The 24917-nt window shown below is 73.6% G+C and carries 18 protein-coding genes and 2 riboswitches; of the genes, 12 read left to right on the top strand and 6 right to left on the bottom strand.

Annotated elements, in window-relative coordinates; translation table 11 throughout:
- Window positions 1-8 precede the first annotated feature (8 nt).
- From ACYVF7_RS19085 to ACYVF7_RS19050, 8 genes are all read left to right on the top strand, one after another.
- A complete protein-coding gene (locus tag ACYVF7_RS19085; RefSeq protein WP_460342012.1) occupies window positions 9-2534 on the top strand; it encodes a hypothetical protein in 2526 nt (841 codons plus the stop codon).
- A 189-nt stretch (window positions 2535-2723) separates the two neighbouring features.
- Entirely contained in the window at window positions 2724-3878 is a 1155-nt protein-coding gene (locus ACYVF7_RS19080; protein ID WP_460342009.1) for a TRAFAC clade GTPase domain-containing protein, read from the top strand.
- A 64-nt stretch (window positions 3879-3942) separates the two neighbouring features.
- Entirely contained in the window at window positions 3943-6186 is a 2244-nt protein-coding gene (locus ACYVF7_RS19075) for a GAP1-N2 domain-containing protein (protein WP_460342006.1), read from the top strand.
- Between the two features lie 4 nt (window positions 6187-6190).
- A complete protein-coding gene (locus ACYVF7_RS19070) occupies window positions 6191-8014 on the top strand; it encodes a TRAFAC clade GTPase domain-containing protein (protein ID WP_460342003.1) in 1824 nt (607 codons plus the stop codon).
- A 130-nt stretch (window positions 8015-8144) separates the two neighbouring features.
- Complete coding sequence (locus ACYVF7_RS19065) at window positions 8145-8711, top strand: RNA polymerase sigma factor (RefSeq protein WP_460342000.1); 567 nt, start codon at window positions 8145-8147, stop codon at window positions 8709-8711.
- Complete coding sequence (locus tag ACYVF7_RS19060; protein ID WP_460341997.1) at window positions 8708-9802, top strand: CU044_5270 family protein; 1095 nt, start codon at window positions 8708-8710, stop codon at window positions 9800-9802. Before ACYVF7_RS19065 ends, ACYVF7_RS19060 begins: the two co-directional genes overlap by 4 nt.
- Window positions 9803-9841: 39 nt before the next feature.
- Window positions 9842-10768 (top strand): NADP-dependent oxidoreductase, encoded by a 927-nt coding sequence (locus tag ACYVF7_RS19055; protein WP_460341994.1) that lies wholly within the window; start codon window positions 9842-9844, stop codon window positions 10766-10768.
- Window positions 10769-10817: 49 nt separating this feature from the next.
- Window positions 10818-11477: an SDR family oxidoreductase gene (locus ACYVF7_RS19050; RefSeq protein WP_460341991.1), complete on the top strand. Its 660-nt coding sequence runs from the start codon at window positions 10818-10820 to the stop codon at window positions 11475-11477.
- A gap of 7 nt (window positions 11478-11484) precedes the next feature.
- Here the strand turns inward: ACYVF7_RS19050 and ACYVF7_RS19045 are convergent, their stop codons facing one another.
- From ACYVF7_RS19045 to ACYVF7_RS19025, 5 genes are all read right to left on the bottom strand, one after another.
- Entirely contained in the window at window positions 11485-12522 is a 1038-nt protein-coding gene (locus ACYVF7_RS19045) for a sugar kinase (protein ID WP_460341988.1), read from the bottom strand.
- A gap of 305 nt (window positions 12523-12827) precedes the next feature.
- Entirely contained in the window at window positions 12828-13973 is a 1146-nt protein-coding gene (gene dgoD, locus ACYVF7_RS19040; protein WP_460341985.1) for a galactonate dehydratase, read from the bottom strand.
- Window positions 13970-14719 (bottom strand): FadR/GntR family transcriptional regulator, encoded by a 750-nt coding sequence (locus tag ACYVF7_RS19035; RefSeq protein WP_460341982.1) that lies wholly within the window; start codon window positions 14717-14719, stop codon window positions 13970-13972. Before ACYVF7_RS19035 ends, dgoD begins: the two co-directional genes overlap by 4 nt.
- 153 nt (window positions 14720-14872) lie before the next feature.
- Window positions 14873-15637, bottom strand: a complete 765-nt coding sequence (locus tag ACYVF7_RS19030; protein WP_460341978.1) for an SDR family NAD(P)-dependent oxidoreductase — start codon at window positions 15635-15637, stop codon at window positions 14873-14875.
- Window positions 15638-15996: 359 nt separating this feature from the next.
- Entirely contained in the window at window positions 15997-17172 is a 1176-nt protein-coding gene (locus ACYVF7_RS19025) for a glycoside hydrolase family 64 protein (protein WP_460358004.1), read from the bottom strand.
- 300 nt (window positions 17173-17472) lie between these two features.
- Here ACYVF7_RS19025 and ACYVF7_RS19020 point away from each other — a divergent pair, with 300 nt between their 5' ends.
- From ACYVF7_RS19020 to ACYVF7_RS19010, 3 genes are all read left to right on the top strand, one after another.
- Window positions 17473-18849 (top strand): LVIVD repeat-containing protein, encoded by a 1377-nt coding sequence (locus tag ACYVF7_RS19020; protein ID WP_460341975.1) that lies wholly within the window; start codon window positions 17473-17475, stop codon window positions 18847-18849.
- Between the two features lie 276 nt (window positions 18850-19125).
- Window positions 19126-19275: riboswitch (cyclic di-AMP (ydaO/yuaA leader) on the top strand.
- Window positions 19274-20269, top strand: a complete 996-nt coding sequence (locus ACYVF7_RS19015) for a CHAP domain-containing protein (RefSeq protein ID WP_460341972.1) — start codon at window positions 19274-19276, stop codon at window positions 20267-20269. Its footprint overlaps the riboswitch before it by 2 nt.
- 201 nt (window positions 20270-20470) lie before the next feature.
- Window positions 20471-20665: riboswitch (cyclic di-AMP (ydaO/yuaA leader) on the top strand.
- 4 nt (window positions 20666-20669) lie between these two features.
- Entirely contained in the window at window positions 20670-21686 is a 1017-nt protein-coding gene (locus ACYVF7_RS19010) for a C40 family peptidase (RefSeq protein WP_460341969.1), read from the top strand.
- A gap of 186 nt (window positions 21687-21872) precedes the next feature.
- On the opposite strand, the gene ACYVF7_RS19005 is transcribed toward ACYVF7_RS19010, so the two are convergent.
- Window positions 21873-23204, bottom strand: a complete 1332-nt coding sequence (locus ACYVF7_RS19005; protein ID WP_460341966.1) for a class II 3-deoxy-7-phosphoheptulonate synthase — start codon at window positions 23202-23204, stop codon at window positions 21873-21875.
- Between the two features lie 185 nt (window positions 23205-23389).
- Between ACYVF7_RS19005 and ACYVF7_RS19000 the strand changes: the two genes are divergently transcribed.
- Window positions 23390-24718, top strand: a complete 1329-nt coding sequence (locus ACYVF7_RS19000; RefSeq protein ID WP_460341963.1) for a tetratricopeptide repeat protein — start codon at window positions 23390-23392, stop codon at window positions 24716-24718.
- Window positions 24719-24917 lie beyond the last annotated feature (199 nt).

The following is a 24917-nucleotide window of genomic DNA, read 5'->3' as shown; positions in this document are numbered from 1 at the left end:
TTCGACGAGTGGCCTTTGACGAACGCCGGTATGTCCGGGAGGTGCTGGAGCCCGCGCGGGCGGCCGGTGACCGGCCGCCCGACGACCTGCGCCTGCGGTACGCCCTGCCGGACCCGATCGTCGCCCGCGAGGTGGCCGACCGGGTCAAGCAGGTGCGCACCTGCTGGCGCAAGGCCCGCGGCCAGCTGCGGTTCCGGCGGCTGGTCGACCGCCTGGAGGGCGACCATCTCCGCCTCGCGCCGCTGTTCGAGCGGGCCGCGGTGGGCGACCTGGCACCGTTGCGCGCCGAGATCGACGCGGCGGGCGACCGGGCCGGCCGCCGCCGGGCCGAGCTGCGCGACCGGCTGCTCGACGCCGCCGGGGAGCTGCGGATGCTCTCCCCCGCCGACCTGCGGGAGATCGGTGGCGAGGCCGCGGACGTCGCCCGCGAGACCGGCATCGAGATCCGGGAGCCCGACCCGCTGCCGGACGGCCCGCCGTACGCCGGCTATGCCCGCGCCCGTGACGCGCTCGACGCGCTCGGCCTGCGGCACCTGCCCGAGTTCCTGACCGGCGAGCCGAAGGCCGGGCGCGTCCTCCAGGAGGTTCCCGACCTGCGGCCTTCGGCGCGATGGGTCGGTGACCAGTGGAGCCGGCGGCCGCACGACGGCAACCGCACCAACGCCGACACCATCCTGGTCGCGGTCCGGCAGGTCGGCGACCGGCTCGCGGACCTGGTCCGCTACGACGTGGTGGCCCGGCTGCGCGAACGCCACCAGCAGCGGGCCTCGGAGGGGGCGCTGCTGCGGTTCGCGGTCGAGGACCTCGGCGTGGACCCCGACGACGCGCGCCGCCTGGTGTTCGCGGTGCGGCAGGAGAGCGCCCCGGCGGGCGGACTCGCCGCGCGGCTGCGGGACCTCATCGACGCCGGTGAGGTGCAGGCCGCCGCCGAGCTGGCCGCGGTCGCCGGGGAGCAGTCCGGCGACGCGCAGGTCCTCGCGGACGAGGCACGACGGCGGGTCGCGGCGGCGACGGCGCTGCGCCAGGAGGCGGCCTCGCTCCTGCTGTCCGATCCCGACGGGGCCTGGCTGCGGCTCGCCGACGCGCTGCGGCTGGTCGGCGACCTGCCGGGGGCGGCGGAGCTGCAGGCCGGGCTGCCGCCCCAGGCGCCGAGCCGGCTCGAGGCGGCCGTCGACGGCGTCGCCGTCGCGCTGTCCTGGTCGCCCTCGCCGTCCCGCGTCGGGCAGATCGGGCACGTGGTCGTCCGCTGCCTCGGCCGGATCCCCCGGCACCCCGGTGACGGCGAACGGCTGTCCGCCGAGGCGACGCACGCCCGCGACCCCGCGCCCCCGCTGAACGCCCCGGTCTACTACGCGGTCTTCGCCGCCCGGGGGTCGGCCGCGTCGGCGTCCTCCGTCGCCGGGCCGGTGCTCGTACGGCCGGAGCCCGCCGACGTCACCGTGACCGCCGCGGACGGCGTCGTAGCGGGACGCTGGTCCTGCCCACCGGAGGCCGTGCGCGTCCTCGTCACCCGCGACGGCACGCCCGTCCCGGCGGCGCGCACCGGCTTCCGCGACGAGACGGCGCGCAACGGGACGACCTACCACTACCGCGTCGCCGCCGTGTATCTCGGCGCCGACGGCCGGGAGGCCGTCACCGCGGGCGTGCACGCGGCCGCCACTCCCGCGGCCCGGCCGGACCCGGTCGATGAGTTCGGCGTCGAACACGACGCGTCCGGCCGCCTCGTCGTCACCTTCGACCCACCGGCCGACAGCGAGGTCGAACTGGTCGCGATGGACGGACCGCCGCCCTGGCCGCCCGGCACGACGCTCCCGCTGGACGAGGTGCGCCGCGCGGGACGGATCCTGCGCGCCGAACCCGCCCCGGGAGGCCTGGCGGTCCAGACGGGCTCGGGCGTGCTGCTGGCCGTCTCGGTCGCCGGCGACGTCGCCACCGTCGGCGCCCACCGCGAGCACGTGAGCCTGACGCCCCCGCGCGAGCTCATCGCCGAACGCCGCGGCGACGTCATCATGCTGGGGTTCGACTGGCCGCCCGACGTCACCGAGGTCGAGGTGGTCTGGCGGACCGGCGCCGGCGAGACGCGGCGGCTGCCCGTCGGCCGGGCCGGCTACGACGCCCACGGCGGCGTCCGCCTCCCGGCGCCACCGGACGAGACGGTCACCATCGAGGTCGCCGCCGCGGCGACCGCCCACGGACGGCGCGTCACCGGCACGCCCGTGACCACCGCGGTGCCGGGCCGGACCACCGTCGCCTACGAGATACGCCGCCCCCGCCTGCGGGGTCCCCTCATCGTCACGCTGACCGCCGCGGCCCCCGTACGCCTGCGGCGGCTCCTCCTCGTCACCCGGTCCGGCCCCATGCCGCAGCGGTCCGCCGACGGACGGACCGTGATGTCCTGGGAGGACCTGGACGTGCCCGCGCGCCTGGAGGTGACGCTGCCGCGGCTGCCCCGGCCGTTCTGGCTGCGCTGCTTCGCCGAAGACGACACAATCGACCTGCGCGACCCCCCGGTCCGCCACCTGAAGGTGGGCTGATGGGAGACCCGCGACGCGACACCGGAAGGGGAGGCCTGATGCGAAGCGCGACCCGACCGGAGCGCGAGAGCTGATGGCGTCCCCCACCTTTCTCATACCGGCGGCGGTCCGGCCGGAGCACGCGAGCCCGGCGGCGTCCGGTCCATGCCGCGTTCCGCAGCGGGCGACCCGAGTGGAGCGCGAGAGCTGATGGCGTCCATCACCTGTCCCTACTGCTTCGCGCAGGTGGCCCGGGAACGCATCGCGTTCCGCTGCGCGGGCAGTCCCGGACGGGGTCCGGGCTGCGCGCCCCGGCTCGACGAGAGGCTGGCCGCCTACACCGGGTCCACGGCGACCGCGTCGCTGCCCCCGGTCTTCGCGCCGCCGGAGCCGGCCCGCCTGCGGATCGGCCGGGCGCCGGCCCGGCGCGCCGTCTGTCCCGAATGCGGCCAGACGACGGCCCGGCGCGCGTGCCCCGAGTGCCACAACCCGCTGCCCGCGGCGTACTGCGAGACGCCCGGCAAGATCGTGGCGCTGGTGGGCGCGAAGAACTCCGGCAAGAGCACCTACATCGCGGTGCTCCTGCACGAGCTGTCCCACCGGATCGGCGCGGAGCTCGGCACCTCGCTCGTCGCCTGCGACGACCGGACGATCGAGCGCTACAAGCGCGACTTCCACCGGCCGCTGTTCGGGGAGCGGCGGCTGCTGGCCGCGACCGCCAGCGCGGTGACGGCGCCGCGCGACCCGCTGGTGTACCTCCTGACCCGCACCCGCCGCCGGCACCTGCGGCAGCGCGACATGTCCCTGACGCTCGTGCTGTTCGACACGGCGGGCGAGGACCTGCGCAGCCGTGACGTCACCGACCTGCATCTGCGCTACCTCGCCGCGGCGGACGCCATCATCTTCCTCGTCGACCCGCTCGAGCTGAAGAGCGGGGAGGGCGACCCGGACGGCGATCCCGTCAACGTCATCGCCCGGGTCACCGAGCTGCTGCGCGCCGGACGCGACGTCCCGCACGGCAGGCGGCTGCCGGTGCCCGCCGCCGTGGCCCTCACCAAGATCGACGCGCTGCCGCTGGAAGGGGCGCTGGAGCGGCAGCGCGACCGGTCGGACGTGCTCGACCTGGACGACCGGGAGGCCGTGCACGAGCAGGTCCGGGCGCTGCTGCACGACTGGCAGGCCGGCGAACTGGACCGCTACCTCGGTCACGAATACGCCGAGTACGGCCTGTTCGGCGTGTCCGCGCTCGGCGGCGTGCCACGCGACGGGGCCGTCGGTACGGGCGGCATCCGGCCGTACCGCGTCGAGGACCCCCTGCTGTGGCTGCTGTACCAGTTCGGGATGCTCGACGGAGCGCGCGGATGATCCGGCGGCCGGCGTGTGGCCGACTACGCGCGGGCGCGGTCGGGATGCTCGACGGGGCGCGCGGATGATCTGGCGGCTGGCCTACACGTCGGCCGCCCGGGGCCCGACCGGCCGGTCCGGGTTCCAGTTCGTCGCGATGAGTCCGGGCACGCCGCCGGACGTCGCCCGCGCCGTCACGCCGTACATGACGTACCACCCGCCGCCGGGCGCCGCGTCCGCTCCCGGCCCCGACGAGCTGGCGGGCTTTCCCACCGCGCTCGCCTACGGGCGCGAGGGCACGTACGCCGTGCTGGCCCGCTGCCGCTACACCGGCCGGGACTACTCCGGCCGGTACGGCAACTTCCTCGGGCAGGCCGTCGTGACGACACCGGAGGAGATGGCGGGCCTGCGGCCGATCGAGTTCTGGGACTCCCCCCTGTGGGACACTCCGCAGGGGGACTCTGTCTTGCGGGAGTCCCCGCTGGGGGACTCCTCTCTGCGGGACGCCTCGCTCGGCGGCGCGTCCCCGGAGGAGTCGGGACGAGACGGAGCGCCGGCCTGGGATCCGTCGGCCGGGCTGCCGCCCGGCGCGGCGTTCGACCCCGAGTCGCTGGTCGCGTGGCTGGACGGCGAACGCGCGCACGACCGCCTCGCCGCCGTCCTCGACGCCGTGACGACCGTGCTGGTCGCGGGGCACGGACGGGTGGTCCTCGTCGCCGAGGACGCCGAGCTGATCGCCCGCTGGATCGCGGTGCTGTCGTACTCGCTGCCTGCCGGTCTGGCGGCCGGCCTGTCCTTCATCACCTACACCGCCGACCCGGAGTCCGCGCCGTACCTCGTCGTCGGCACCGTCCCGGCCGCCTGCCCGGAGGGCGGCTTCCGCCTCGACGAACCCTTCGTACGCCCAGGCGCGGCGTCGGGCCGGTTCGCGCAGGTGATCGCGGACTGCTGGCGGGCCGGCGACCTGGACGGCATCGACGCCGTCGGCGAACTCATCGGCGACGAGAGCGGTCCGGACGGGGTCTCCCGACTGGACGGTGCGGCGGCGCTGTTGGCGTTGTGCCGGGGGGACGCGTCCGTGTCGGCGGCGGAGCAGCGGGTGGCCGCGCGGCTCGTCCGTGATCAGGGCGTGCCGGGCTGGGTGCGGTCGGCCGTGCCGCCGGTGCTGCCCGCGCTCGGCTTCGACCTGGCGGCGGCCCTCGCGGACGCCGTGCCGGAGGCCGCCGAGCACTGCGTGCGGCTGGCGCTGGCCGACCCGGGTGCACGGCGGCTGCCCGCGCTGCGGCTGGGCGGCGGCCTGCCGGAGGAGTTCCGGGCGGCGATCGCCGAGGCGCCCGACCTGGAGACGCTCGCCGGGGTCGTCGGTCTGGCGGATCGGGTCGGGGGCGCGGTCGACGCCGACGGGGTGGTCGCGGCGGCGGCCGCCTGCGCGCGCCGGGGTGACGGCGAGGTGGCCGCCGCGGTTCGGGCCACTCCCGGTGCCTGGCGGGAGGCGATGGTCGCCGGAGTCGTGGCCGGGGTGGAGTCCGCTCCCGCCGCGGTGCGGCGGGCGATGCTGACGCCGGAGGCGTGTGCCGCCCTGGGCGATCGGGACTGGACCCGCGCTCCCCGTACCGGCGGGCTCGTCCTTTCCGCGTGCGCGGACCGCCTGTCGGCGACGGCGGGGCTGATCGCGCTCGACGCCCACGGCCTGCCGGACCTCGAAGAACTGCTCGGTGTGCTGTGGAGCGAGCCGCCGACGGTGCCCGAGTGCCGGTGGCTGGTCGAACGGCTCGCGCCGGTGCTGCCGCGGTTCGCCGTCCTGCGCGGCCTGCCGCGCAGGGTGTTCGACGCCGTACCGCTCGAGGCCGAGGAGACGGTACGGCTCGCGCGGCTGATCGACGAGCGGTTGCCCGGCCTGGCCGACGCCGCGCGGACCGTCCTGGCCTACGGCGACGCGTTGCGGGCGGGGCCGGAGGAGGACGTCGCCCGGTTCCTCACCGCCCTGCGGCCCGGCGAACCCCCGGCCGAGCGCGCGCTGGCCGGTGTCGCACGGGTCCTCGCCGGTCGCACGCCCCCGGCGCGGGCGCGGGTGCTCGTCGCGGCGCCGGGCGCCGTACGCGACGCTGTGATCCGGCACTGGCTCGCCGCTGGCCCGGACCGGCGCGCCCGCGCGGATCTGGCGGAGATCGGCGTACGCCTCGCGGACGCGAACGTCACCGCCGCGCCGCTGGAGGAGTGGGCGGACGGGCTCGGGCGGTTCGGCCGGCGGCAGATCGAGTCGGCGCTCGCCGACCGCGACCCCTGGCTGGCCGCGGCGTGGCGGGGGTCACGGCGGCGGGGAGCGTGAGGTCATGCCCGTCGTCTACGCCGTGGCGTTCCTGCTGTGGGTGGGACTGGTCTGGGCCGAGTTCGTGTTCGTCGTGCCGTTCGCGATCCCCGCGGCGCTGGTCGCGGCGCTGTGCGCCGGCGTCGGCCGGTTCTTCCTCGTCGCGTGGCGGGCCCTGACGGCCACCGCCGTCGACGGGCCCTCTCCGGTCCCCCGCCCGGCCACCGGGCCCCGGGATCCGGCGTACCCGCAGTACCTTCTCGGTCAGGTGTGGCGGGACGCCCGGGCGGTGACGTTCGGCACGGTCCCCTGGTGCCTCGAGCAGGCGCGCTGGGGCGTCACCACGCTGACCGCGCGGATGCTCGCCCTCCCCCAGGGGCTCGCGCTGTTCCCGCTCTGGCTGGCACTGTGCGGGGGCGTCCTGGTGGCGACCGTGCCGCTCGCGGTCGCCGGCCTGGTGTTCGCCGCGGTGACCGTCCTGGTGGCGGCCGCCGGCCTCGTGGGCTGGTCGGTCTGCGTCGTCGTGCTCGGCACGGTCGAACGCCTCTGGGCCGCCTACCGCCGGATTCTGCTGGCCTGCCCCCATCCGGGCTGCTACCAGCGGCTGGCGCTGCCCGCGTACGCCTGCCCGCGCTGCGACGCACGGCACTTCCGGCTCATCCCGAACCGCTTGGGCGCGCTGCACCACGTGTGCCGCTGCGGCGCCCGGCTGCCCACGATGATCCTGCTCGGCCGGTTCCGGCTCAGCGCGTACTGCCCGCACTGTGAACGCCGGCTGCCCGGCCGGATCGGGCGGGCCCGCGTCGAGCCGCTGCCGTTCGTCGGCGGGCCGGCCGCGGGCAAGACCACGCTGATGTTCCTGGCGGTGCGCGCCCTGCGTGCCGGTGCCGCCGGAGCGGGCGGGCGGGCGGAGTTCGCCGAGGCCCGCGACGCCCGCGCCTACGCCGACGCCCTGGCCGAGCTCGACGGCGGCGGGCGTCCGGCCAAGACCGGGCCCGAGCTGCCCGCGGCGACCATGCTGGACCTCGCCCTGCCGGCCGGGCACCGGATCCTCTACCTGTTCGACCCGGCCGGTGAGCTGCACACGGGCGCGACGCGGGTCGAACGGCTGCGTTACCTCGACCACGGCGAGGCGCTGCTGTTCGTCATCGACCCGTTCGCCCTGCCGGAACTGCGCCCGGCGCTGTCCCGGGAGGAACGCCTGCTCGTGGACGCGTCGACCGCGACCTCCGAGGAGGACCCCGCCGACACGCTGCAACGCCTGCTGACCGACCTGCGCTCCCGCGACGACCAGGGCCGGCAGCGCCGCATCGCCGTGGTCGTCACCAAGGCCGACGTCCTGCGCAGGACGTCGGTCGGGCAGGGCGTCGACAAGGACGTACGCGGCTGGTTGGAGGGCCTCGGACTGGGCAACACGATCCGCACGCTCGAACGCACGGCGGGCGAGGTCCGGTACCTCGCCTCCGGCCTCGACACTTCACCTGCCGCGCTGGCCGACCTGTTCGGCTGGGCGGCCGGCCTTCCGATCGGCGGACAGCGCCAGGAGCGGGTGCCCGCCGATTCGGTTACGGACCTCGCTGACGAGCACCCCGCCGCAAGAACCCCGACAGGTCCGGAGGAGGCTGAGAGCCGAACCGCCGGGGACCGGCAGGCCGAGGACCAGCCCGTGTACGCCATCACCGAGCACCGCGCCGCGATCGAGCGTCCGGCGGTCGCCGACCGGGGTGATCCCTGGCGCGCCGCGGCCGGCCGGAACGGCTCATCCCCCTCGGCTACCAGCTCGGCCGCGGTGCCCTGCTCACCGCGCTGCTGGTGCTGGGCCCGGCGACACTGCTCCTCCTGGCGCTGACCGGATACGCCCGGTTCCACTGACCGCCCCGCCGGGCCCCTGTCTTCGCGTCGAAGAGATCGGCCGTAACCACCTCCGGTGTCCCGGACCTAAGAGAGGGATGGCAACGGCGAATGCGGAGATCTCGTAGATGAGCGATGAAGACGAGGCGGATCGGTTCACGGCGCTGTTCCGGCGATATCACGCCCGGATCCTGGCGTACGCGCTTCGCCGGACCGGGGAGGGCCACGCGGAGGACGTCGTCGCGGAGACGTTCACCGCCGCGTGGCGGCACATCGGCCGGCTGCCGGACGATCCGCTGCCCTGGCTGTACCGGACGGCCCACAACTGCCTGGCCAACCAGCGGCGATCGGCTCGGCGGCAGGCGCGCCTCGCGGGCCGCGTCGCGGGTCATCTCGCCGCAGGTCGGCTGGAGGTCCCGGATCACGCCGCCGGCGTCGTCGAGGACGTGCGACTGCGCGCCGCGCTCGCCGAGCTGGCACCGAGGGACCGGGAGACGCTGCTGCTGTTGAGCTGGGAGGGCTTCGACCAGCACACCGCCGCATATGTGACCGGCTGCTCGGTCACCGCGTTCAAAGTGCGGGCCCACCGCGCCCGCAGACGGCTGGCCGCCCTGCTCAACGCCGACACCGCAGCCGCGAAGAGCGCCGCTGCTCCGGCCGCCGCACGGACCCAGCGCTCGGAGGAGTCCCGATGAACGACCTGCACGACCGGCTGACGGCAGCCAACCCGATCCTGGAGAACGACCTCGGCGACACGGCCGCGTCGCCGCGCGCCGAGGCCCTGCTGCGGCGCATCCTCGCGGAGCCGGCACCGCCGCTCGCGCGCCGCCCGTCACAGCGGGCCCGTACGAGCCGGTGGGCGATCCCGGTGGTCGCACTCGCGGTGGTCGCCGTCGTGCTGTGGGACCTCCTGGTGCCCGACTCCATCCCCAAGCAGCGGTACGTCTCGTCCGGACCGGCGCATGCCGTGCTGATGGCGGCCGCCGAGGAGGCGGAGACGGCACCGAGCACCGGACGGTTCTGGCACTCGCTCGGCGAAGCCGGGCAGAGCCTGTACCGCGACCATCGCGGTCACCGGTACACGCTGTTCGCGGCCTATCCCACCGAGTGCTGGGTGCCGACGGATCCGCGTGACGGAGATTCCGTCTGCGGTCAGGCGGCGGGTGTCAAGCTCCGGCCGGTCACCGCCGCCGACGCGGCCGTGTACCGCGCGGACGGCTCTCCGCGGCCCAATGAGAACCCGGACTACGGCATTCAGGTCCCCGACATCCCGAGCGGACCCGGGCTCGCCGGGGACCACATCTACGAGGGCGACCCGGCTCGGCTGCCCACCGATCCTGCCCGGCTGCGCATGGCGATCCTGACGTGGATGCGCGACCACGACGCCATGCCGGCGCATCCGGACGCGTTCCTGTTCCGCGAGGGCGCCAAGCTGCTGGAGCCCGGGCCCCAGATCCTCCCGCCGCCGCTCCGCGCGGCGGTCTACCGAATGCTCGCGGGGCTACCGGGGGTCCGCAGCCTCGGCCAGGTGCGCGATCCCCTGGGCAGGCCCGCACTCGGGGTGGCGATGAAGGAGCACACCTCTGCGGACGGGACCTTGGACTGGCAGCTCCTCATCCGCCCGTCGAGCGACTTCGTCATGGCGACCCGCGCCGTGGTGGTCCGGCCCGGACCGAAGAACCCTCACGCGACGCCGGGCAGCACCCGGTATTTCGAGCTGTGGCGGACGGCGGGCTGGACCGACACGCCGCCGAAGCATCCGCTGCCGGGCGCGACACGGCACTAAGGAAGGTGTGAGCGGCGAGGCTCTGGTAACGGTGGTGGTGTGAAAGCGATAACGATGCAGCGATACGGCGGGCCCGAGGTGCTCGACCTCACCGACGTGCCCGAGCCCAAGGTCGGTCCGGACTCCGTGCTCGTACGGGCGAAGGCGGCCGGGGTGAACCCGGTGGACTGGAAGATCCGGGAGGGGTACCTCGACGGCCTCTTCCCGACCCACTTCCCGATCATCCCGGGATGGGATCTGGCGGGGGTGGTCGAGCGGGTCGGGCCGGCCGTCAGCGAGTTCTCACCCGGTGACGAGGTCATCGGCTACGTCCGTGAGGACCACCTCGAGCGCGGGACGTACGCCGAGCTGGTCTCGGCGCCGGTGCGCACGCTGGGCCGCAAGCCGAGGGGCCTGTCGTGGGCGGAGGCGGCCGGGCTGCCGCTCGCCGGGCTCACCGCGTACCAGGCGCTCACGAAGGCTCTGACGATCACGCCGGAGGACATCGTGCTCGTTCACGCCGCGGCCGGCGGCGTGGGCTCGTTCGCCGTGCAGATCGCCCGGGCCAAGGGCGCCCGCGTCATCGGCACGGCGAGCCCGCACAACCATGACCGCCTCCGCGAGCTCGGGGCCGAGCCGGTCGCGTACGGGCCGGGCCTGGCCGACGAGGTGCGCCGCCTCGCGCCGGGCGGGGTGAGCGCCGCCCTGGACCTGGTCGGCGGGGAGGCGATCGACGTCACCCCCGATCTGCTGACCGACAAGGGACGCTGGGCGTCGATCATCGACCCGTCCGTCATCGACCGCGGCGGGCGGTACGTCTTCGTCCGGCCGGACCCCACGGATCTCTCCGCGCTCGCGGGCCTGGTCGACGACGGACGGCTGACCGTCACCGTCGCGAAGTCCTTCCCGCTCGTCGAGGCGGGCGAGGCTCAGCGCCTGAACGCCGAAGGCCACACCCGAGGCAAGATCGTGCTGGAGATCGCATGAACCGTCGTCCGAGGGAAGATCGTCACCGTCCGAGGGCGTTGTGAGGCGCATGAGAATCGTCATCGCGGGAGGGCACGGGAAGATCGCCCTCCATCTCGAAAGACTGCTCGCGGCGCGTGGCGACGGCGTCGTCGGGCTGATCCGCAACCCGGATCACGCCGCCGACGTCACGGCCACCGGAGCGGCGCCCGTCGTCTGCGATCTGGAGTCCGCGAGCCTGGAGGACGTCGCCGTCCACCTGGACCAGGCCGACGCGGTGGTGTTCGCGGCGGGCGCCGGGCCCGGCAGCGGCACCGCCCGCAAGGACACCGTCGACCGCGCCGCGTCGGCGCTGCTGGCCGACGCGGCGCAGCGGGCCGGGGTCCGGAGGTTCGTGCAGATCTCCTCCATGGGCGCCGGCAAGCCCCCGGAGCCGGGCCGCGACGATGTCTGGTCCGCCTACATCAACGCCAAGACGGCCGCCGAGGAGGACCTGCGCGGGCGGGACCTCGACTGGACGATCCTGCGCCCCGGCCGGCTGACCGACGGCCCGGCCACCGGCCGCGTGCTGCTGGCGGAGTCCGTGCCGCGCGGCGCGGTGACCCGCGCCGACGTGGCGGCGGTGATCACCGCGCTGCTCGGCAGCCCCGGCACGACCGGGCGGACGCTCGAACTCGTCGGCGGCGACACGCCGATCGAGGACGCCGTCCGCGCCCACGCACGCGCCTGAGCGGAGATCAGCGAACGGTGGTGCCGTCCGGGGCGGCGAGCAGCGCGAGTTCGTCCCGGGTGGGCAGGCCCTCCCAGTCGCCGGCGGCGGCCACGGCGAAGGCTCCCACGGTGACGGCGCGGTCGAGCCGGTCCTCGATCGGCAGGCCGTCGAGGGCGCCGGACAGGTAACCGGCGGTGAAGGCGTCACCGGCGCCGACCGTGCCGGTCACCGGGACGGTGCGCGCGGGCAGCCGTACGGAGCCCGCGGCCGACCAGGCCCGCGCGCCCGCGCCGCCGTGCTTGACGACGACCTCGTCGATCCCGAGGTCGAGGAGCAGGCCGACCGCGCGCTCCTCGCCTGTCTCCCCGCCCGCCACCAGCGGGAGCTCGTCGTCGGAGGCGATGAGAATGTCGGCGTACGGCAGGAGCTCGCCGAGCACCCGGGCGGCGAGGTCGGGCGCCCACAGGCGGGAGCGGTAGTTCACGTCGAGACACACCCGGGTGCCGGCCTCGCGGGCACGGCGCACGGCGCGTTCGACGGTGACCCGGGGGTCCGGGCCGAGGGCGGGCGTGATGCCGGTGACGTGCAGGACGCGGGCCGGCTCTCCGCCGGTGAGCGCCGCCTCCGCGTCGTCGGCCCGCAGGGCCGATCCGGCCGATCCCGAGCGGTAGTAGTGCACGCGGGTGATGTGGGCCACCCGGTGCTCCTGCAGCAGCAGGCCGGTCGGCGCCGTGGGGTCGGACCGGACCGTCGTCACGTCGACGCCCTCGGCCCGGAGCGTGCGCAGGACCAGTTCACCGAGCTCGTCGGCGCCCACCACACCGGCCCAGCGGACACGGTGCCCGAGGCGCGCCAGGCCGATCGCGACATTCGTCTCCGCGCCGGCGATCGAGAGGGTGAGCGGGCCGCCCAGCCGGAGCGGGCCGTCGCCGCGCAGGGCGGCCATCGTCTCGCCGATCGTGACGACCTCGATCGTCCGGTCGTCGCCCATCCGGGTGCCTCCCCTGTCCTCGTCACCGCCGGCCGCCCGGCGGCGCCCGCCCACGGACCGTCGTCGCGTCACGCCGGCGTCCCCCCTCTGGATTCACCGCTGCCGGTCACCGGACCATCCCCCGGGCCAGGGATCCTCGCCACGTCACGCCGACGCTCCTCCCCTGCGTTCACCGCACCGGTCACCGGAGCCTCGGCCCCGGCCAGGGATCCGCGTCGCGTCACGGCGACGCTCCTCCCACGCTCTCACCACGGTCGATCGGCCGTCCGCGGCCTCCGGCCGCGGACCGTCATCGCGGCAATCCGTCGTGCCTTCCCTCGCGACGCGTCGCGGCACGTCACGTGGTCCAGGTTGCCACCGCACGTCCGCCATGCCGGTCACCACTCGGCCAGGGATCCGTCGTCGTGCCGCCATACCGGGTTGCGCCAGGCGTGGGGGCGGCGGTCGGCCTCGCGGACCGCGGCCTCGTCCACGGAGACGCCGAGGCCGGGCAGGTCGCTCCGTGCGGCGTACCCGTCGGTGAACGTGAACGGCGCCCGGTCGAGAACGTAGTCGAGCAGTTCGGCGTCCGTGTTGTAGTGGATGCCCGCGCTCTGTTCCTGGATCAGGAAGTTCGGCGTCGCGAACGCGACCTGCAGGCTGGCGGCCAGCGCGATCGGTCCCAGGGGGCAGTGCGGCGCGAGCTGCACGTCGAACGTCTCGGCCAGCACGGCGATGCGCCGGGTCTCGGAGATGCCGCCGGCGTGCGAGAGGTCCGGCTGGGCGATCGACAGGCCCGCCTGGAGGGCGGGCAGGAAGTCGGCGCGGGAGTACAGGCGCTCGCCGAGCGCGAGCGGCACGGTGGTGCCGCTCGCCAGGTCACCGAGCCGGGCGAGGTACTCAGGGGCTACCGGTTCCTCCACGAACATGGGGTGCAGGGGCGCGACGGCGGCGATGATCCGCCGGGCGGCGGGCACGGTGGCGCGGCCGTGCGCGTCGAGGGCGAAGTCGCGTGAGGGGCCCAGCACGTCGCGGGCGATCTCGGCGCGCTCGACGATCGCGCCGATCTCCGCCGCGGTGGGCACGCGGGACAGGCGGCCGGAGACGTTCATCTTCACGGCGGTGAAGCCGGCCTCGACCTGCTCGGCGAGCGCGTCGCGGAGCCGCGTGGGCTCATCGCCTCCGACCCAGGCGTAGACGCGGACCCGGTCGCGGACCGGCCCGCCCAGCAGGGCGTGCACCGGCGCCCCGTAGTACCGGCCGGCGAGGTCCCACAGCGCCTGGTCGAGTCCGGCGACCGCGCTCGACAGCACGGGGCCGCCGCGGTAGAAGCCGCCCTTGGTCAGCACCTGCCAGTGGTCCTCGATCCGCAGCGGGTCCTGGCCGATGAGGTACTCCGCGAGCACGTCGACGGCGGTGCGCACCACCTCGGCGCGGCCCTCGACGACGGGTTCGCCCCAGCCGACGAGGCCGTCGTCGGTCTCGACGCGGCAGAACATCCAGCGCGGCGGGACGAGGAAGGTCTCGATCCTGGCGATCTTCATTCCTGTTCTCTGCCCCGATCTTTCCGTTCCGTACGCGTATTCAGGTGAGGTTCGCCGCGGACCCGGTCCAGGTCGCGCCAGGACTGGAGGAGGAGTGCGCGCATGGCCTCCTCGGCGGCGCCGGCGTCTTCGGCGCGGATGGCCTCCAGCACCGCGCGGTGGCTCGGCACGGCGTCGGCGGTGCCGGCCGCGCTGTGCACGAGCGCGTCGCGGCTCGCCAGGCCGGCGCCCATCATGACGTCCATCCGGATCAGCAGCTCGTTGCCGCTGGTAACAAGGAGCGCCCTATGGAATTCCAGGTCGGCGGCCGTCGTGGCGTCGACGTTCCCGCGCGCCCGGTCCATCCGTTCCAGGGCCTTCTGCAGGGCCGCGAGCTGCGCGGCGTCGCGCCGTCGCGCCGCGAGCCCGGCGACGCTCGGCTCGATGATGCACCGGATCTCGTGGAGGTCGTCGAGGAAGGCGTCGTCCGGCCCGGCGGCGAACTTCCACCGGATGACGTCGCCGTCCAGGAGGTTCCAGTCCGCCCGGGGCCGGACGAACGTGCCGCGCTTGGGCCGGGCGGAGATCAGCCCCTTGGCCGCGAGGACCTTCAGCGCCTCGCGCAGCGCCGTCGAGCTCACGCCGAGCCGGTGCTGCAGCCCGGCGATGTCGATGCAGTCCTCCTCGGCGAACTCCCCGGTGAAGATCATGTTGGCGACGGCCTCGACGGTCTGTCCGTGCAGCCCACGGCCGCCGTAGGACGCCACGACGTCAGCCCCCGTCCCGTTCGGCGGGGCGCGTCACGCGGAACGCCGAGCCTGCCCCTGGCCGCCGCCCGCGACCCCGGGCCCGCCCCGTATGACGCGTCACGCCGAGCCCCGGCAGCGATCCACGGCGCTCGACCCGCCCCGCAGCACGCGTCACGCCGAGTCCCTTGTAACGCTCCAGCCGCCGTCCACCGTCAGGGTGCTGCCGGTGACGTAGGAGGCGTCCGGCGAGGCGAGGTACGCGATCGCCGCGGCCACCTCGTCCGGCTCGCCGAACCGCCGGAGCACGGTGGCCTCGACGCTCCTCGCCCGGTCGTCCTCGGCGACGCGGTCCCAGGCGGCGGTCATGATCGGGCCCGGGATGACGCAGTTGACGCGTGCCTCGGGGCCGTACTCCACCGCGAGCTGCCGGGTCAGCGCGACGAGGCCGCCCTTGGCCGCCGCGTACGCCGGGTGGCCGGGCAGCCCGACGAGGGCGTGCACCGACGAGGTGATCACCATGGCGCCGCGGCGCTCGGCGATGCCGGGCAGGAGCCGTCGCGCGCCCAGGAACGCCGCCGTCAGGCACACGTCGATCTGGCGGCGCCAGGAGTCGGGGGACATGGCGTGCGCGGGCGCGACCTCGACGACGTACGCGTTGCTGACCAGGACGTCGACGGCGCCGAACGACTCCTCGGCCGTCCGTGCGGCGCGCTCCCAGGTCTCCTCCCGGCTGACGTCGCCTGCCAGGAACACCGCCCGGCCGCCGGACTCCCGGACGCGGGCCGCGACGGCCTCGCCGTCGGGCGACACGTCGACGATCAGCACCGCCGCGCCCTCCGCCGCCAGGCGGAGGGCGGTCGCGGCCCCGATGCCGGACGCTCCTCCGGTCACCAGGCCGACCCTGCCGGCGTACCGCCCGGACGTCGTCTCGCTCATGACCGTCGCCCCTCCCTCACCGGCCCACTCGTACCCCGCGATTCAACAGGAAGACGAACGGCCACTCGTCCGGGCTGACACGTACCCGACGGGTCGGACCGGGGAGCGGTGAGGCCGGACCGGGCGACCCTCGTACGGCCGAGGGTCAGGGCATGGCGGACGCCGGGACAGGCGGCGGGGCCTGCGCCGACGCGATGGCCCGTCGTCGTCGGCGGTCCGGGGCGTGGGCCGCCATGGCGGCGGCTCCGCTCCCGGGCGCCCGCATCGAGGATGGATCGGTCCACAGGACACTGCTGACCGATTCCGGCCACAAAAACCCGACAACTAACCATATTTTATTATTAATACCACGACACGGCTCAGAACGGCGTAAGTGTGACGGTTGCCGAGGTGGGGGCGTTGTCCTGGATGTAGGAGGCGTGGCCGGCCACGTCGTCGAACGCGAAGCCGTACGCCGCGCCGTCCCGGGACGCCTCGTGCATCGCCCGCGCGTAGTGGTTGGTGACCGATGCCCGGTAGAACCGGGCGTCGTCCGTGACCGGCTGGCTCGCGTCCGACAGCAGCGTCGACCGGTTGAACGCCGCGCCGAGGATCGCGGCGACCGGGCCGGTGACCCCGTCGTTGGGCGCCGCGAGCGCCCCGTCGCAGAAGAGGACGTCGCGGGTCGAGGGCCGGGCGATGGACGCGGGCGTCCGGCTTCCGCCGGTGAAGGACAGGCGGTCCCCGGCGACCTTCCCGGTGAACGTGCCCGCATCGGTCCGGACCGTCAGCGGCGTCCCCCGGTACCGGGTCCACACCTCGTTGATGTACGCGTCGTAGTAGTCCGCCGGGAACAGCCCGGCCTCGATGCCGTGACCGGGCGCGATGACGCGCATCCGGTCCCCGGCGACCAGCCGGGCGAACTCCGGCTGCTTCGCCACCGCGGCGAAGATCTTGTCGCGGCCGCCGTCGACGAGGGTGCCGGTGGTCTGCGTGCGCGCCCCCGCGAGCCGGATGGCGAGCGGGACGCTGAACATGTCGACCATCGTGGTGTTGCAGAACATGCCGGCGTCGTTGTAGGTGAACTCGATCCAGTCGTGCAGGATCGCGTAGTTCGGGTCGGTCTTCACCCAGCCCGCCGGGTACTGCAGGGCCGGTTTGCCGTTGCCGTCGGTGACGACCTTCAGCCGCAGGTGGTCGCCGAGCGAGAAGTAGACCCGTCCGGACATCTTCGGGAGGACGACCGTGGTGTCTCCCGAGCCCTTCAGCGGGATCGCGTAGTCGGTGTTGCCGCCGGACCCGTTGTCCGACGCCGCGCAGGGCACGAACCTGCCGTCCGCCGTCACACGCCCCTGGGTCCCGGTCGCCGGGTCGACGCCGACGATGTACATGAAGATCGACCCGCTGGCGTACCGCCCCGTCCGGTTCACGACGGTCAGCGGCAGGCCACTGGCCGTCGCCGAGGTCCGCCGGGCACGGGCGGCGGGGGCGCACCCCGCGAGCGCTACGGCGCCGAGGGCGGCGCCGGACGCGAGGAACGACCTTCTGCCGATCATCCTGCTGTTCACGAATTCCCCTTCTTCGGAGACGACCGCGGTCAGGTGTCCAGCGAAGCGCCCGGGGAACCGTGGCGACAGGCGCTTAAGGCCCGCTTCAGGATCGGTTAATGATGCGATGAACGACCGCGCTCCGAGCGCGAAGCGGATCGCCGTACGGCGACGATGAGCGGAACGTCCGCCCGGCCGCGCACCTCGCCGCCGAGCCCGGTGGCCGCGCCGAGCCCTTGATCCCCTTCACGGCGCTGTATAGCGTCCCGGTCGGATCATGCTCCTTCCCCGCCAGACCCAAGGAGAGATGTGACAACCCTGCGCACCCTGTCCCTGACCGTCCTGGCCGCGGCCACCGCCGTGGTGACGATGGCCGGCCCCGCCCTCGCCTGCCCACCCGGCGGCGACGACGAGGACCAGACGACCAAGCCCGCCGTCCAGCAGGACGTGATCGCACATCAGATCCACGCCGCCCCGCTGCCGCCCTCCAGCGCCGTGAAGGGAGTACGCCTCGCGGCCACCCTCCCCGACGCCAAGGGCGCGATCTCCCTCGGCTTCCTGACGTACGGGCACCGGAAGGTGATGTACGTCTCCGGGCAGTTCGGCCTGAAGACCTATGACGTCACCGACCCGGCCGCGCCGAAGGCGCTCGGGACGCTGTCCATGCCGGGCATGTGGGAGACGGAGGACACCGAGGCCGACCCGCACCGCAAGCTCGTCTTCATGGCGCGCGACCCGCGCGCCTTCAACGGCAACACGCACACCGGCGAGTCCGGCGTCTACATCGTGAGCCTGGCCGACCCCGCCAAGCCGGTGCAGCTCGCGTACGAGAAGATCCCCGCCGGGCACACGACGAGCTGCGTCGACGGCTGCCGGTACCTCTGGACGGGCGGCCCGGCCAAGGCCGACTGGATGCCCGCCGACTGGGGCGGCCGCCCGGTCTGGGTCACCGACGTACGGGACCCGCGGCATCCGCGCACGTTCGCCCAGCCGATCGAGCTGGGCCGCAACGACGGGACCACGGACTACGTCCACGACATCCAGGTGGACGCGACCGGGGTGACGTGGGCGTCCGGGCGCGGCGGCATCCGCGGCTACTGGACCGAGGGACGGCACTGGGACCCCGTCCAGCGCACCATGCGCGTGGCCCGCGCCTGGGACCCGATCCCGTACGCGGGCGGCGGCATCAGCGAGACCGCGGCGCCGTCCAAGTTCATGCACAACTCGTTCCGGCCCGTCGGGTCGACCGCCGACGAGGCACCGGGCGGCGGCGACCTCATCTACGCCACCGAGGAGTCGTTCAACCCCGGCTGCGCCGACGACGGCCGGCTGGTGATCGCCTCGCTCCGCGGCTCGTACGGGGGCGAGGGCTGGCGGTCGACTCCGGACAAGCCCTTCCGCCTGCGTACGGTCGGTACCTGGAGCGTGGCGGGCCAGGAGGGCAGCCGGACGGACACCGACGACTGCTCGGCCCACTACTTCTCCGTGCACCACGGCGTCCTCGTGCAGTCCTTCTACTCGCAGGGCACCCGCTTCCTCGACGTGCGGGACCCGGCGCATCCGAAGCAGGTGGCCTACTTCCGGCCCGCGGACGCCATGTCGTGGGCGCCGTACTGGCATGACGGATACGTCTACGTCGCGGACAACACCCGCGGGATCGACGTCCTGCGACCCGACTTCCGCTGAGGAAGTGTCGGCCTGAGTGCCGTGTTCGTCACTTTTTCTGGGGTGGCGAGCACGGCACTCGACTTTTTCGCGACGCCGCCGCGCGACGGCCACGGATGGCTCCGCCGCACGTGAGAGCACCTTTTCGGGCGTTGCCCGGCCAGCGGGCAACAGTCGCAGCTACGCTCGGTGAGCAAGTGGTACCAGACTTTCGTTTCCGAACGCGTTGCCGTTGTTGCGAGAGTTCGGCTAGATTTCGCCGAGATCGGGCTGTGACCAACCTCCAACCAGGGGGTTGCAGGCCGACCGCCTAATCCCGATGACGCAGCCAGCGGCGCGGGAGCCGGGGACCCATCTGTCCCTCGGGGTGAATCCGTCACGCACGGTAGGGCTCCTCTCTGGTCCGAACCCGTCAGCTAACCCGGTAGGCGGCCTAAGGGGAGATATGGATTCGATAGGTCAGAAACTGCTCGAGGTCGCCAAAGGCCAGCTCGGTTACCACGAGAAAGCCGACGGTTACACGAAATTCGGTGACTGGTACGGCAAGCACGTCGACAAGGACTCCTCCTACACGGACGCTCCTTGGTGTGACATGTTCCTCGCGTGGGCTGCCAACAAGGCCGGCGTCGAAGACTGGACCGGGCAGTTCGCCTCCACTCCCGACCACGCCCAGTGGTTCAAGAAGCACCACGCCTGGGGCCACAAGGCCGAGCCCGGAGCGATCGTCTTCTTCTCCTGGTCGGGTGGCAAGAGCATCGGCGACATCGAGCACGTCGGCATCGTCGAGCGCGTCGACGGCCACACGCTGCACACGATCGAGGCCAACCACAACAACGCGCTGCTGCGCGCCACCCGGGACATCAGCCAGGTCGTCGGGTTCGGCTACCCCTCCAAGGTGAAGGTGAAGGCCGCCCCCGTAACCGCCCAGCAGACGGCGCAGACCGACCAGAAGTACGCTCCTAAGCACGCCGCTCCCACGCCCGCGGTCAAGGAGATCGGCCAGGACCCCCTGGCGCAGGTCGACACGCACACGGTCGCGTCGCACGACCCGGCGCCCGCGCCGACCTCCCTGCCGGACCAGCAGGCCGCCCTCACCGGGCTGCTCGCCGTCGTCCTGTTCGGCACGGTGGCCCTGGCCGTCGGCAAGTCGAAGGTCAAGGTGCCCGTCGCGGCGCCGAACGTCCGGGTCCGCAAGCGCGGCAAGCACCACCGCACGCCGGTCGAGCTGCCCGCCGAGGTCAGCGTGGCCGACCTGGATGCCGCCGACGCCGGCACCATGGTCATGCCCGTCCTGTCCGCCGAGGCCGCCGCGGTGGCCGAGGACAAGGAGTTCTGGGGCAAGATCTCGGAGCTGGAGGAGGACGTCGAGCTGGCGTTCTGGAACACCCTGCACGCGGCGGTGGCCCAGAACAGCTCCGAGTCCGAGTCCGTCCTCTCCTGAGCGAGCGCGTCCGAACGTCACACCGGTCCCCGTTTCCTCCCGATCCGGAGGGGCGGGGACCGTGTGCGTCTAGGCGCAAAGGACCAGCCCCCGCATCACCCAGAGTGACCATCCTCCGATCCCCCGGGCCATCTCCGCATGTTCCCGTTGGCCGCCCCGTCACTATCCGTTAATCTCCAGCGAGTCGTCACCGGCCGAGAGACGGCCGGACCGCCGAATCGCCCGTCGCGTCAGCCGACGCGCCGGGGAACCGGGGACCCACTCGCGGAGCCACGGGGCACCTTCCCGCCTTCGCATCCGGGGTGAATCCGCGCCCGTCACCGACGGTGCGCGGTAGGGCTTCTCTTCCGTCCGAACCCGTCAGCTAACCCGGTAGGCGGCCTGAGGAGAGGAGCACTGGATGGCGTCATCGCACCCCGCGGACAGCCGCGATCCCCATCATCCCGGGAAGGGCACGGCCCGCCGTACGACCGCCGTGACCGTGGCCCTCGTCGTCGCCGGGCTCGCATCGCCCGCGCTGGCGGACACCGCCCGGCCCAGTACCCGCATCGACGCGCTCCGGCAGCGCGCCGACCAGCTGAACAACCAGTTGGAGCAGCTCACCGAGCAGTACAACGGCCTCAAGGTACGGCTGGAGCAGGCCCAGCGGGCGGCCGTCGTCGCCGGCCAGACCTCCGCCCGGGCCGCGCAGGCGCTCAAGGCCATCCAGCACAAGGTCGGCCGGCTCGTCGCGATGCGCTACATGAGCGGCACCAACGACGACACGCCGACCCTCCTCGCCGCCTCCGACCCGCGCGCCGTCCTCGACCGGGCCGCGACCCTGCACTACTTCACGCAGCAGGACGACACCGAGATCCGGCAGCTGACCCACGCCATTCAGAACGCCCAGTGGACCGGCCAGGACGCCCGGGAGCGCGCCGCGCAGGCGGCCCGGCTCAGGGTCCAGCTCGCCCGGCAGCGCGCGGCCATCAAGCGCGACCTGGAGAAGGTCCGCAAGCCGCTGTTGCAGGACGCCGTCGAGCGCGCCGGCAAGGGCGAGAAGGTGCCGACCATCCCCGGCGGCCCCGGCAAGGCGGTCGGCGCCGTACGGGCCGCGCTGTCGCAGCTCGGCGTGCCGTACGTCTGGGGCGGCGCGGCGCCCGGCCGGGGGTTCGACTGCTCCGGCCTGACCATGTGGGCCTACAAGCAGGTCGGCGTCAACCTGCCGCACTACGGCGGCGACCAGTGGAACGCCGGCGTCCACGTCTCCCGGGACCAGCTCGAGCCCGGCGACCTGGTGTTCTTCTACTCCGACATCCACCACATGGGGATGTACCTCGGCGACGGGAAGTTCGTCCACGCGCCGCACACCGGCGACCACGTCCGCGTCGCGGACCTGTCGACCCGCCCGTTCGCCGGCGCCGTCCGCGTCGTGTGACGGCCGCCGCCCCCAGGGCGGGTCGCGGCTTCCCGATGCGATGGACCCGGGCGGCCGTACGGCCCCGGACGGATCGCTCCCGCCACCTCGCGGATGCGGAACGTCCCGGCGGCCGTACGGTCCGGGCTCGCTACCTCCCGACGCGGAACGTCCCGGCGGACGTGCGATCGGGGCGGATCAGTCGCGCTACTTCCCGATGCGGTACATCTCGGCGACCATGAACGCGAGGTCGAGCGCCTGGCCGCGGTTGAGCCGGGGGTCGCAGGCGGTCTCGTACCGCTGGTGCAGGTCGTCCTCGACGATGTCGTGGCCGCCACCGACACACTCGGTGACGTCGTCGCCGGTGAACTCGATGTGCACGCCGCCCGGGTGGGTGCCGAGCGCCCGGTGCACCTCGAAGAAGCCGGCGACCTCGTCCATCACGTCGTCGAACCGGCGGGTCTTGTACCCGCTCTCCGCCTCGAAGGTGTTGCCGTGCATCGGGTCGCAGATCCAGGCGACCTGGGCGCCACTCGCGGTGACCTTCTCCACCAAAGAGGGAAGGTGTTCGCGGATCCGCTCGGCGCCCATGCGGGTGACGAACGTGAGCCGCCCGGGCTCCCGGTCGGGGTCGAGCAGGTCGATGAGCGCGAGGGCGTCCTCGGCGGTCGTGGTCGGCCCGAGCTTGACGCCGATGGGGTTGCGGATGTGGCGCATGAAGTCCACGTGCGCGCCGTCGAGCTGCCGGGTGCGCTCGCCGATCCACAGGAAGTGCGCGGAGACGTCGTACGGCAGGCCGGACCGCGAGTCGATGCGGGTCAGGGCGCGCTCGTAGTCCAGCAGGAGCGCCTCGTGGCTGGAGTAGACCTCGACCCGGTGGAACTCCTCCGGGTCCGCTCCGCAGGCGTGCATGAACGCCAAGGCCCGGTCGATCTCCCCGGCCAGCCGTTCGTACCGCTGGCCGGCGGGGCTCTCCGCGACGAAGTCGTGGTTCCAGGCGTGGACCTGGCGCAGGTCGGCGTAGCCGCCCTGAGTGAAGGCGCGGGTGAGGTTCAGCGTGACGGCCGCGGCGTGGTAGGCGCGCAGCAGGCGCTCCGGGTTCGGCACCCGGGCCTCGGGGGTGAAGTCGAACCCGTTGACCATGTCGCCCCGGTATGCGGGCAGCTCGACGCCGTCGCGCACCTCGGACGGCTTTGACCGCGGCTTGGCGAACTGGCCCGCCATCCGGCCGATCTTGACGACCGGGACGCTCCCGGCATAGGTCAGCACGACGGCCATCTGCAGCAGGGTCTTCAGCTTGTTGCGCACGTCGTCGGCGGTCGCGCCGGAGAACGTCTCGGCGCAGTCGCCGCCCTGCAGCACGAACGCCTCACCGCGCGCCACGGCGGCCAGGTGCGCCTTGAGCTGGTCGCACTCGCCCGCGAACACGAGCGGCGGGAGCTTGGACAGCTGGTCCGCGACGTCGCGGACGCGGGCGGGGTCGGGCCAGTCGGGCTGCTGCGCGGCCGGAAGATCGCGCCATGAATCGAGGAGGTCCACGAGACCCAAGGGTATCGAGCGGGCGACAAGCCCGGGTCATACAACCTGCGCATTCCCCCCTGCTTCGCCCATCTCTCCTCCACTATGACGACCTCGGAGTCACGCGACCGCCGCGTCGGTCGCCGCGAAACTCTGCGATGATGGGCCGATCCCGCAGATCGCCGACGACGCATGAGGTTCTGACAATGAGCACGAACAGCCGCGCCTATGACATCTGGCTCCGCAAGCCGGAGGAGGCCCAGCAGCTCCTCGAGCAGAAGCGGGCGGATCTCGACGGTGACGGTCTGTCCCTGCTGTCCTGGCTTGTCCTGACCAACGAGCGCGACGACCGGAAGGCCGAGCAGATCGCCGGGCAGGCCGTCGCGGCCGGCGGTGACACGCGGTTCGCGACGGCGGCGCTGGCCGAGGTCTACAAGTGGCGTGGCGACTACGGCCGGGCCGCGCAGATCGTCCGGCAGGCGCGTGAGAAGTACCCGACGATCCCGTGGTACGCCCTGACGCTGGCCGACGTCCTCAAGGACGGCGGGTGGGTCGACGACGCCGAGACGCTCCTCGAGTCGGTGGTCAACGACTCCCAGCTGCGGCGGCACGCGCTCAAGCGCCTGTCGAAGTGGGCGGTCGACCGCGGCGACAAGCCGCGCGCACTGAAGTACCAGACGGAGCTGATCGCGCTCGCCCCCGACTACCTGGTGTACGCCTCGGACTACACCCTTCTCGCCTCGCTCCGGCTGGAGGCCGGCGACCCGGCGGGCGCCCGCGACATCCTGCAGACCGGCGCGTCGATCTACGCGCGCAACCAGCAGATCCGGCAGATGCTGCACCAGCACTTCGGCGAGACGCCGCCGGAGAAGGCGCCGAACATCCCGGCGGTCGACGAGCGCGCGGTCGGCGCCCGCCGTGTCCCGATCAAGACCAAGATGATCACGCTGCGCACCGGCATCCTCCCGATCATCCAGGAGGCCACGCAGGGCATGCTGCAGCCGGACGACATCCTCGCGCTGTCGGAGAGCCCGGCGTCGGCCGGCCAGGGCCGCATGATCCCGCTGGAGCTGATCACGCCGGAGGGCATGGCCAAGCAGCTGAGCAAGTTCGTCGGCAAGATCGGCCCGCTGCACAGCCCGGCCGGCATGCAGGGCGCGATCCTCGAGGCGGGCCGCACGAAGGTCATCCTCGGCGCCGCCGCGGGCGCGGCCGGCAAGCTGGTGGGCAAGCGCGGCTGGTTCTACCGCGTCGCGGGCCCCGGCGCCGCGATGATCGACGACGTGGCGGCGGCGCTTCCGCCGCACGACCACCATCTGCTGTTCGGCCCGGGCCGCCCGGACAAGCTGTCGGAGGACCTGTCCGCGGCGCTCGGCTGCCACGTCTGCGTCGTCGACGCCAACCACCTCACCGGCGCGTGGGTCGTCGGGGCGTCCAAGGGCGTCGACCGCAAGTGGGTCGAGAACGTCCTGTCCGACAACCCGGCCGGCAACGAGGACGAGCAGACCCCGATCGTGCTCATCCGCAAGGTCTGAGGAACACGGGGCGACGGCCCGGCCGATCGGGTCGGGCGCGTCGCCGCGAGTGGTTCGGAAAGGCGCTCGGCCGGGCCTACCCGCCGGGCGCCTTTTCCGTACGGAAGCGCCGGCCGGGAGCCGAATCGCCGTCGAAGTGTACGGGTCTCGGACCATGGAAGGCGGCCCCGTTAAACGTCGGTGAATTGTCCCGTCCCCC

It is taken from the genome of Actinoallomurus acanthiterrae (assembly GCF_054775715.1).
This window is presented reverse-complemented; position numbering and strand designations above follow the sequence as displayed.

Coding starts and splice junctions, on each gene's coding strand:
- ACYVF7_RS19075 (WP_460342006.1), top strand. CDS start 3,943: ATGATCTGGCGGCTGGCCTACACGTCGGCCGCCCGGGGCCCGACCGGC.
- ACYVF7_RS19070 (WP_460342003.1), top strand. CDS start 6,191: ATGCCCGTCGTCTACGCCGTGGCGTTCCTGCTGTGGGTGGGACTGGTC.
- ACYVF7_RS19030 (WP_460341978.1), bottom strand. CDS start 15,637: ATGAGCGAGACGACGTCCGGGCGGTACGCCGGCAGGGTCGGCCTGGTG.
- ACYVF7_RS19015 (WP_460341972.1), top strand. CDS start 19,274: ATGGATTCGATAGGTCAGAAACTGCTCGAGGTCGCCAAAGGCCAGCTC.
- ACYVF7_RS19060 (WP_460341997.1), top strand. CDS start 8,708: ATGAACGACCTGCACGACCGGCTGACGGCAGCCAACCCGATCCTGGAG.
- ACYVF7_RS19010 (WP_460341969.1), top strand. CDS start 20,670: ATGGCGTCATCGCACCCCGCGGACAGCCGCGATCCCCATCATCCCGGG.
- ACYVF7_RS19025 (WP_460358004.1), bottom strand. CDS start 17,172: ATGATCGGCAGAAGGTCGTTCCTCGCGTCCGGCGCCGCCCTCGGCGCC.
- ACYVF7_RS19000 (WP_460341963.1), top strand. CDS start 23,390: ATGAGCACGAACAGCCGCGCCTATGACATCTGGCTCCGCAAGCCGGAG.
- ACYVF7_RS19050 (WP_460341991.1), top strand. CDS start 10,818: ATGAGAATCGTCATCGCGGGAGGGCACGGGAAGATCGCCCTCCATCTC.
- dgoD (WP_460341985.1), bottom strand. CDS start 13,973: ATGAAGATCGCCAGGATCGAGACCTTCCTCGTCCCGCCGCGCTGGATG.
- ACYVF7_RS19080 (WP_460342009.1), top strand. CDS start 2,724: ATGGCGTCCATCACCTGTCCCTACTGCTTCGCGCAGGTGGCCCGGGAA.
- ACYVF7_RS19065 (WP_460342000.1), top strand. CDS start 8,145: ATGAGCGATGAAGACGAGGCGGATCGGTTCACGGCGCTGTTCCGGCGA.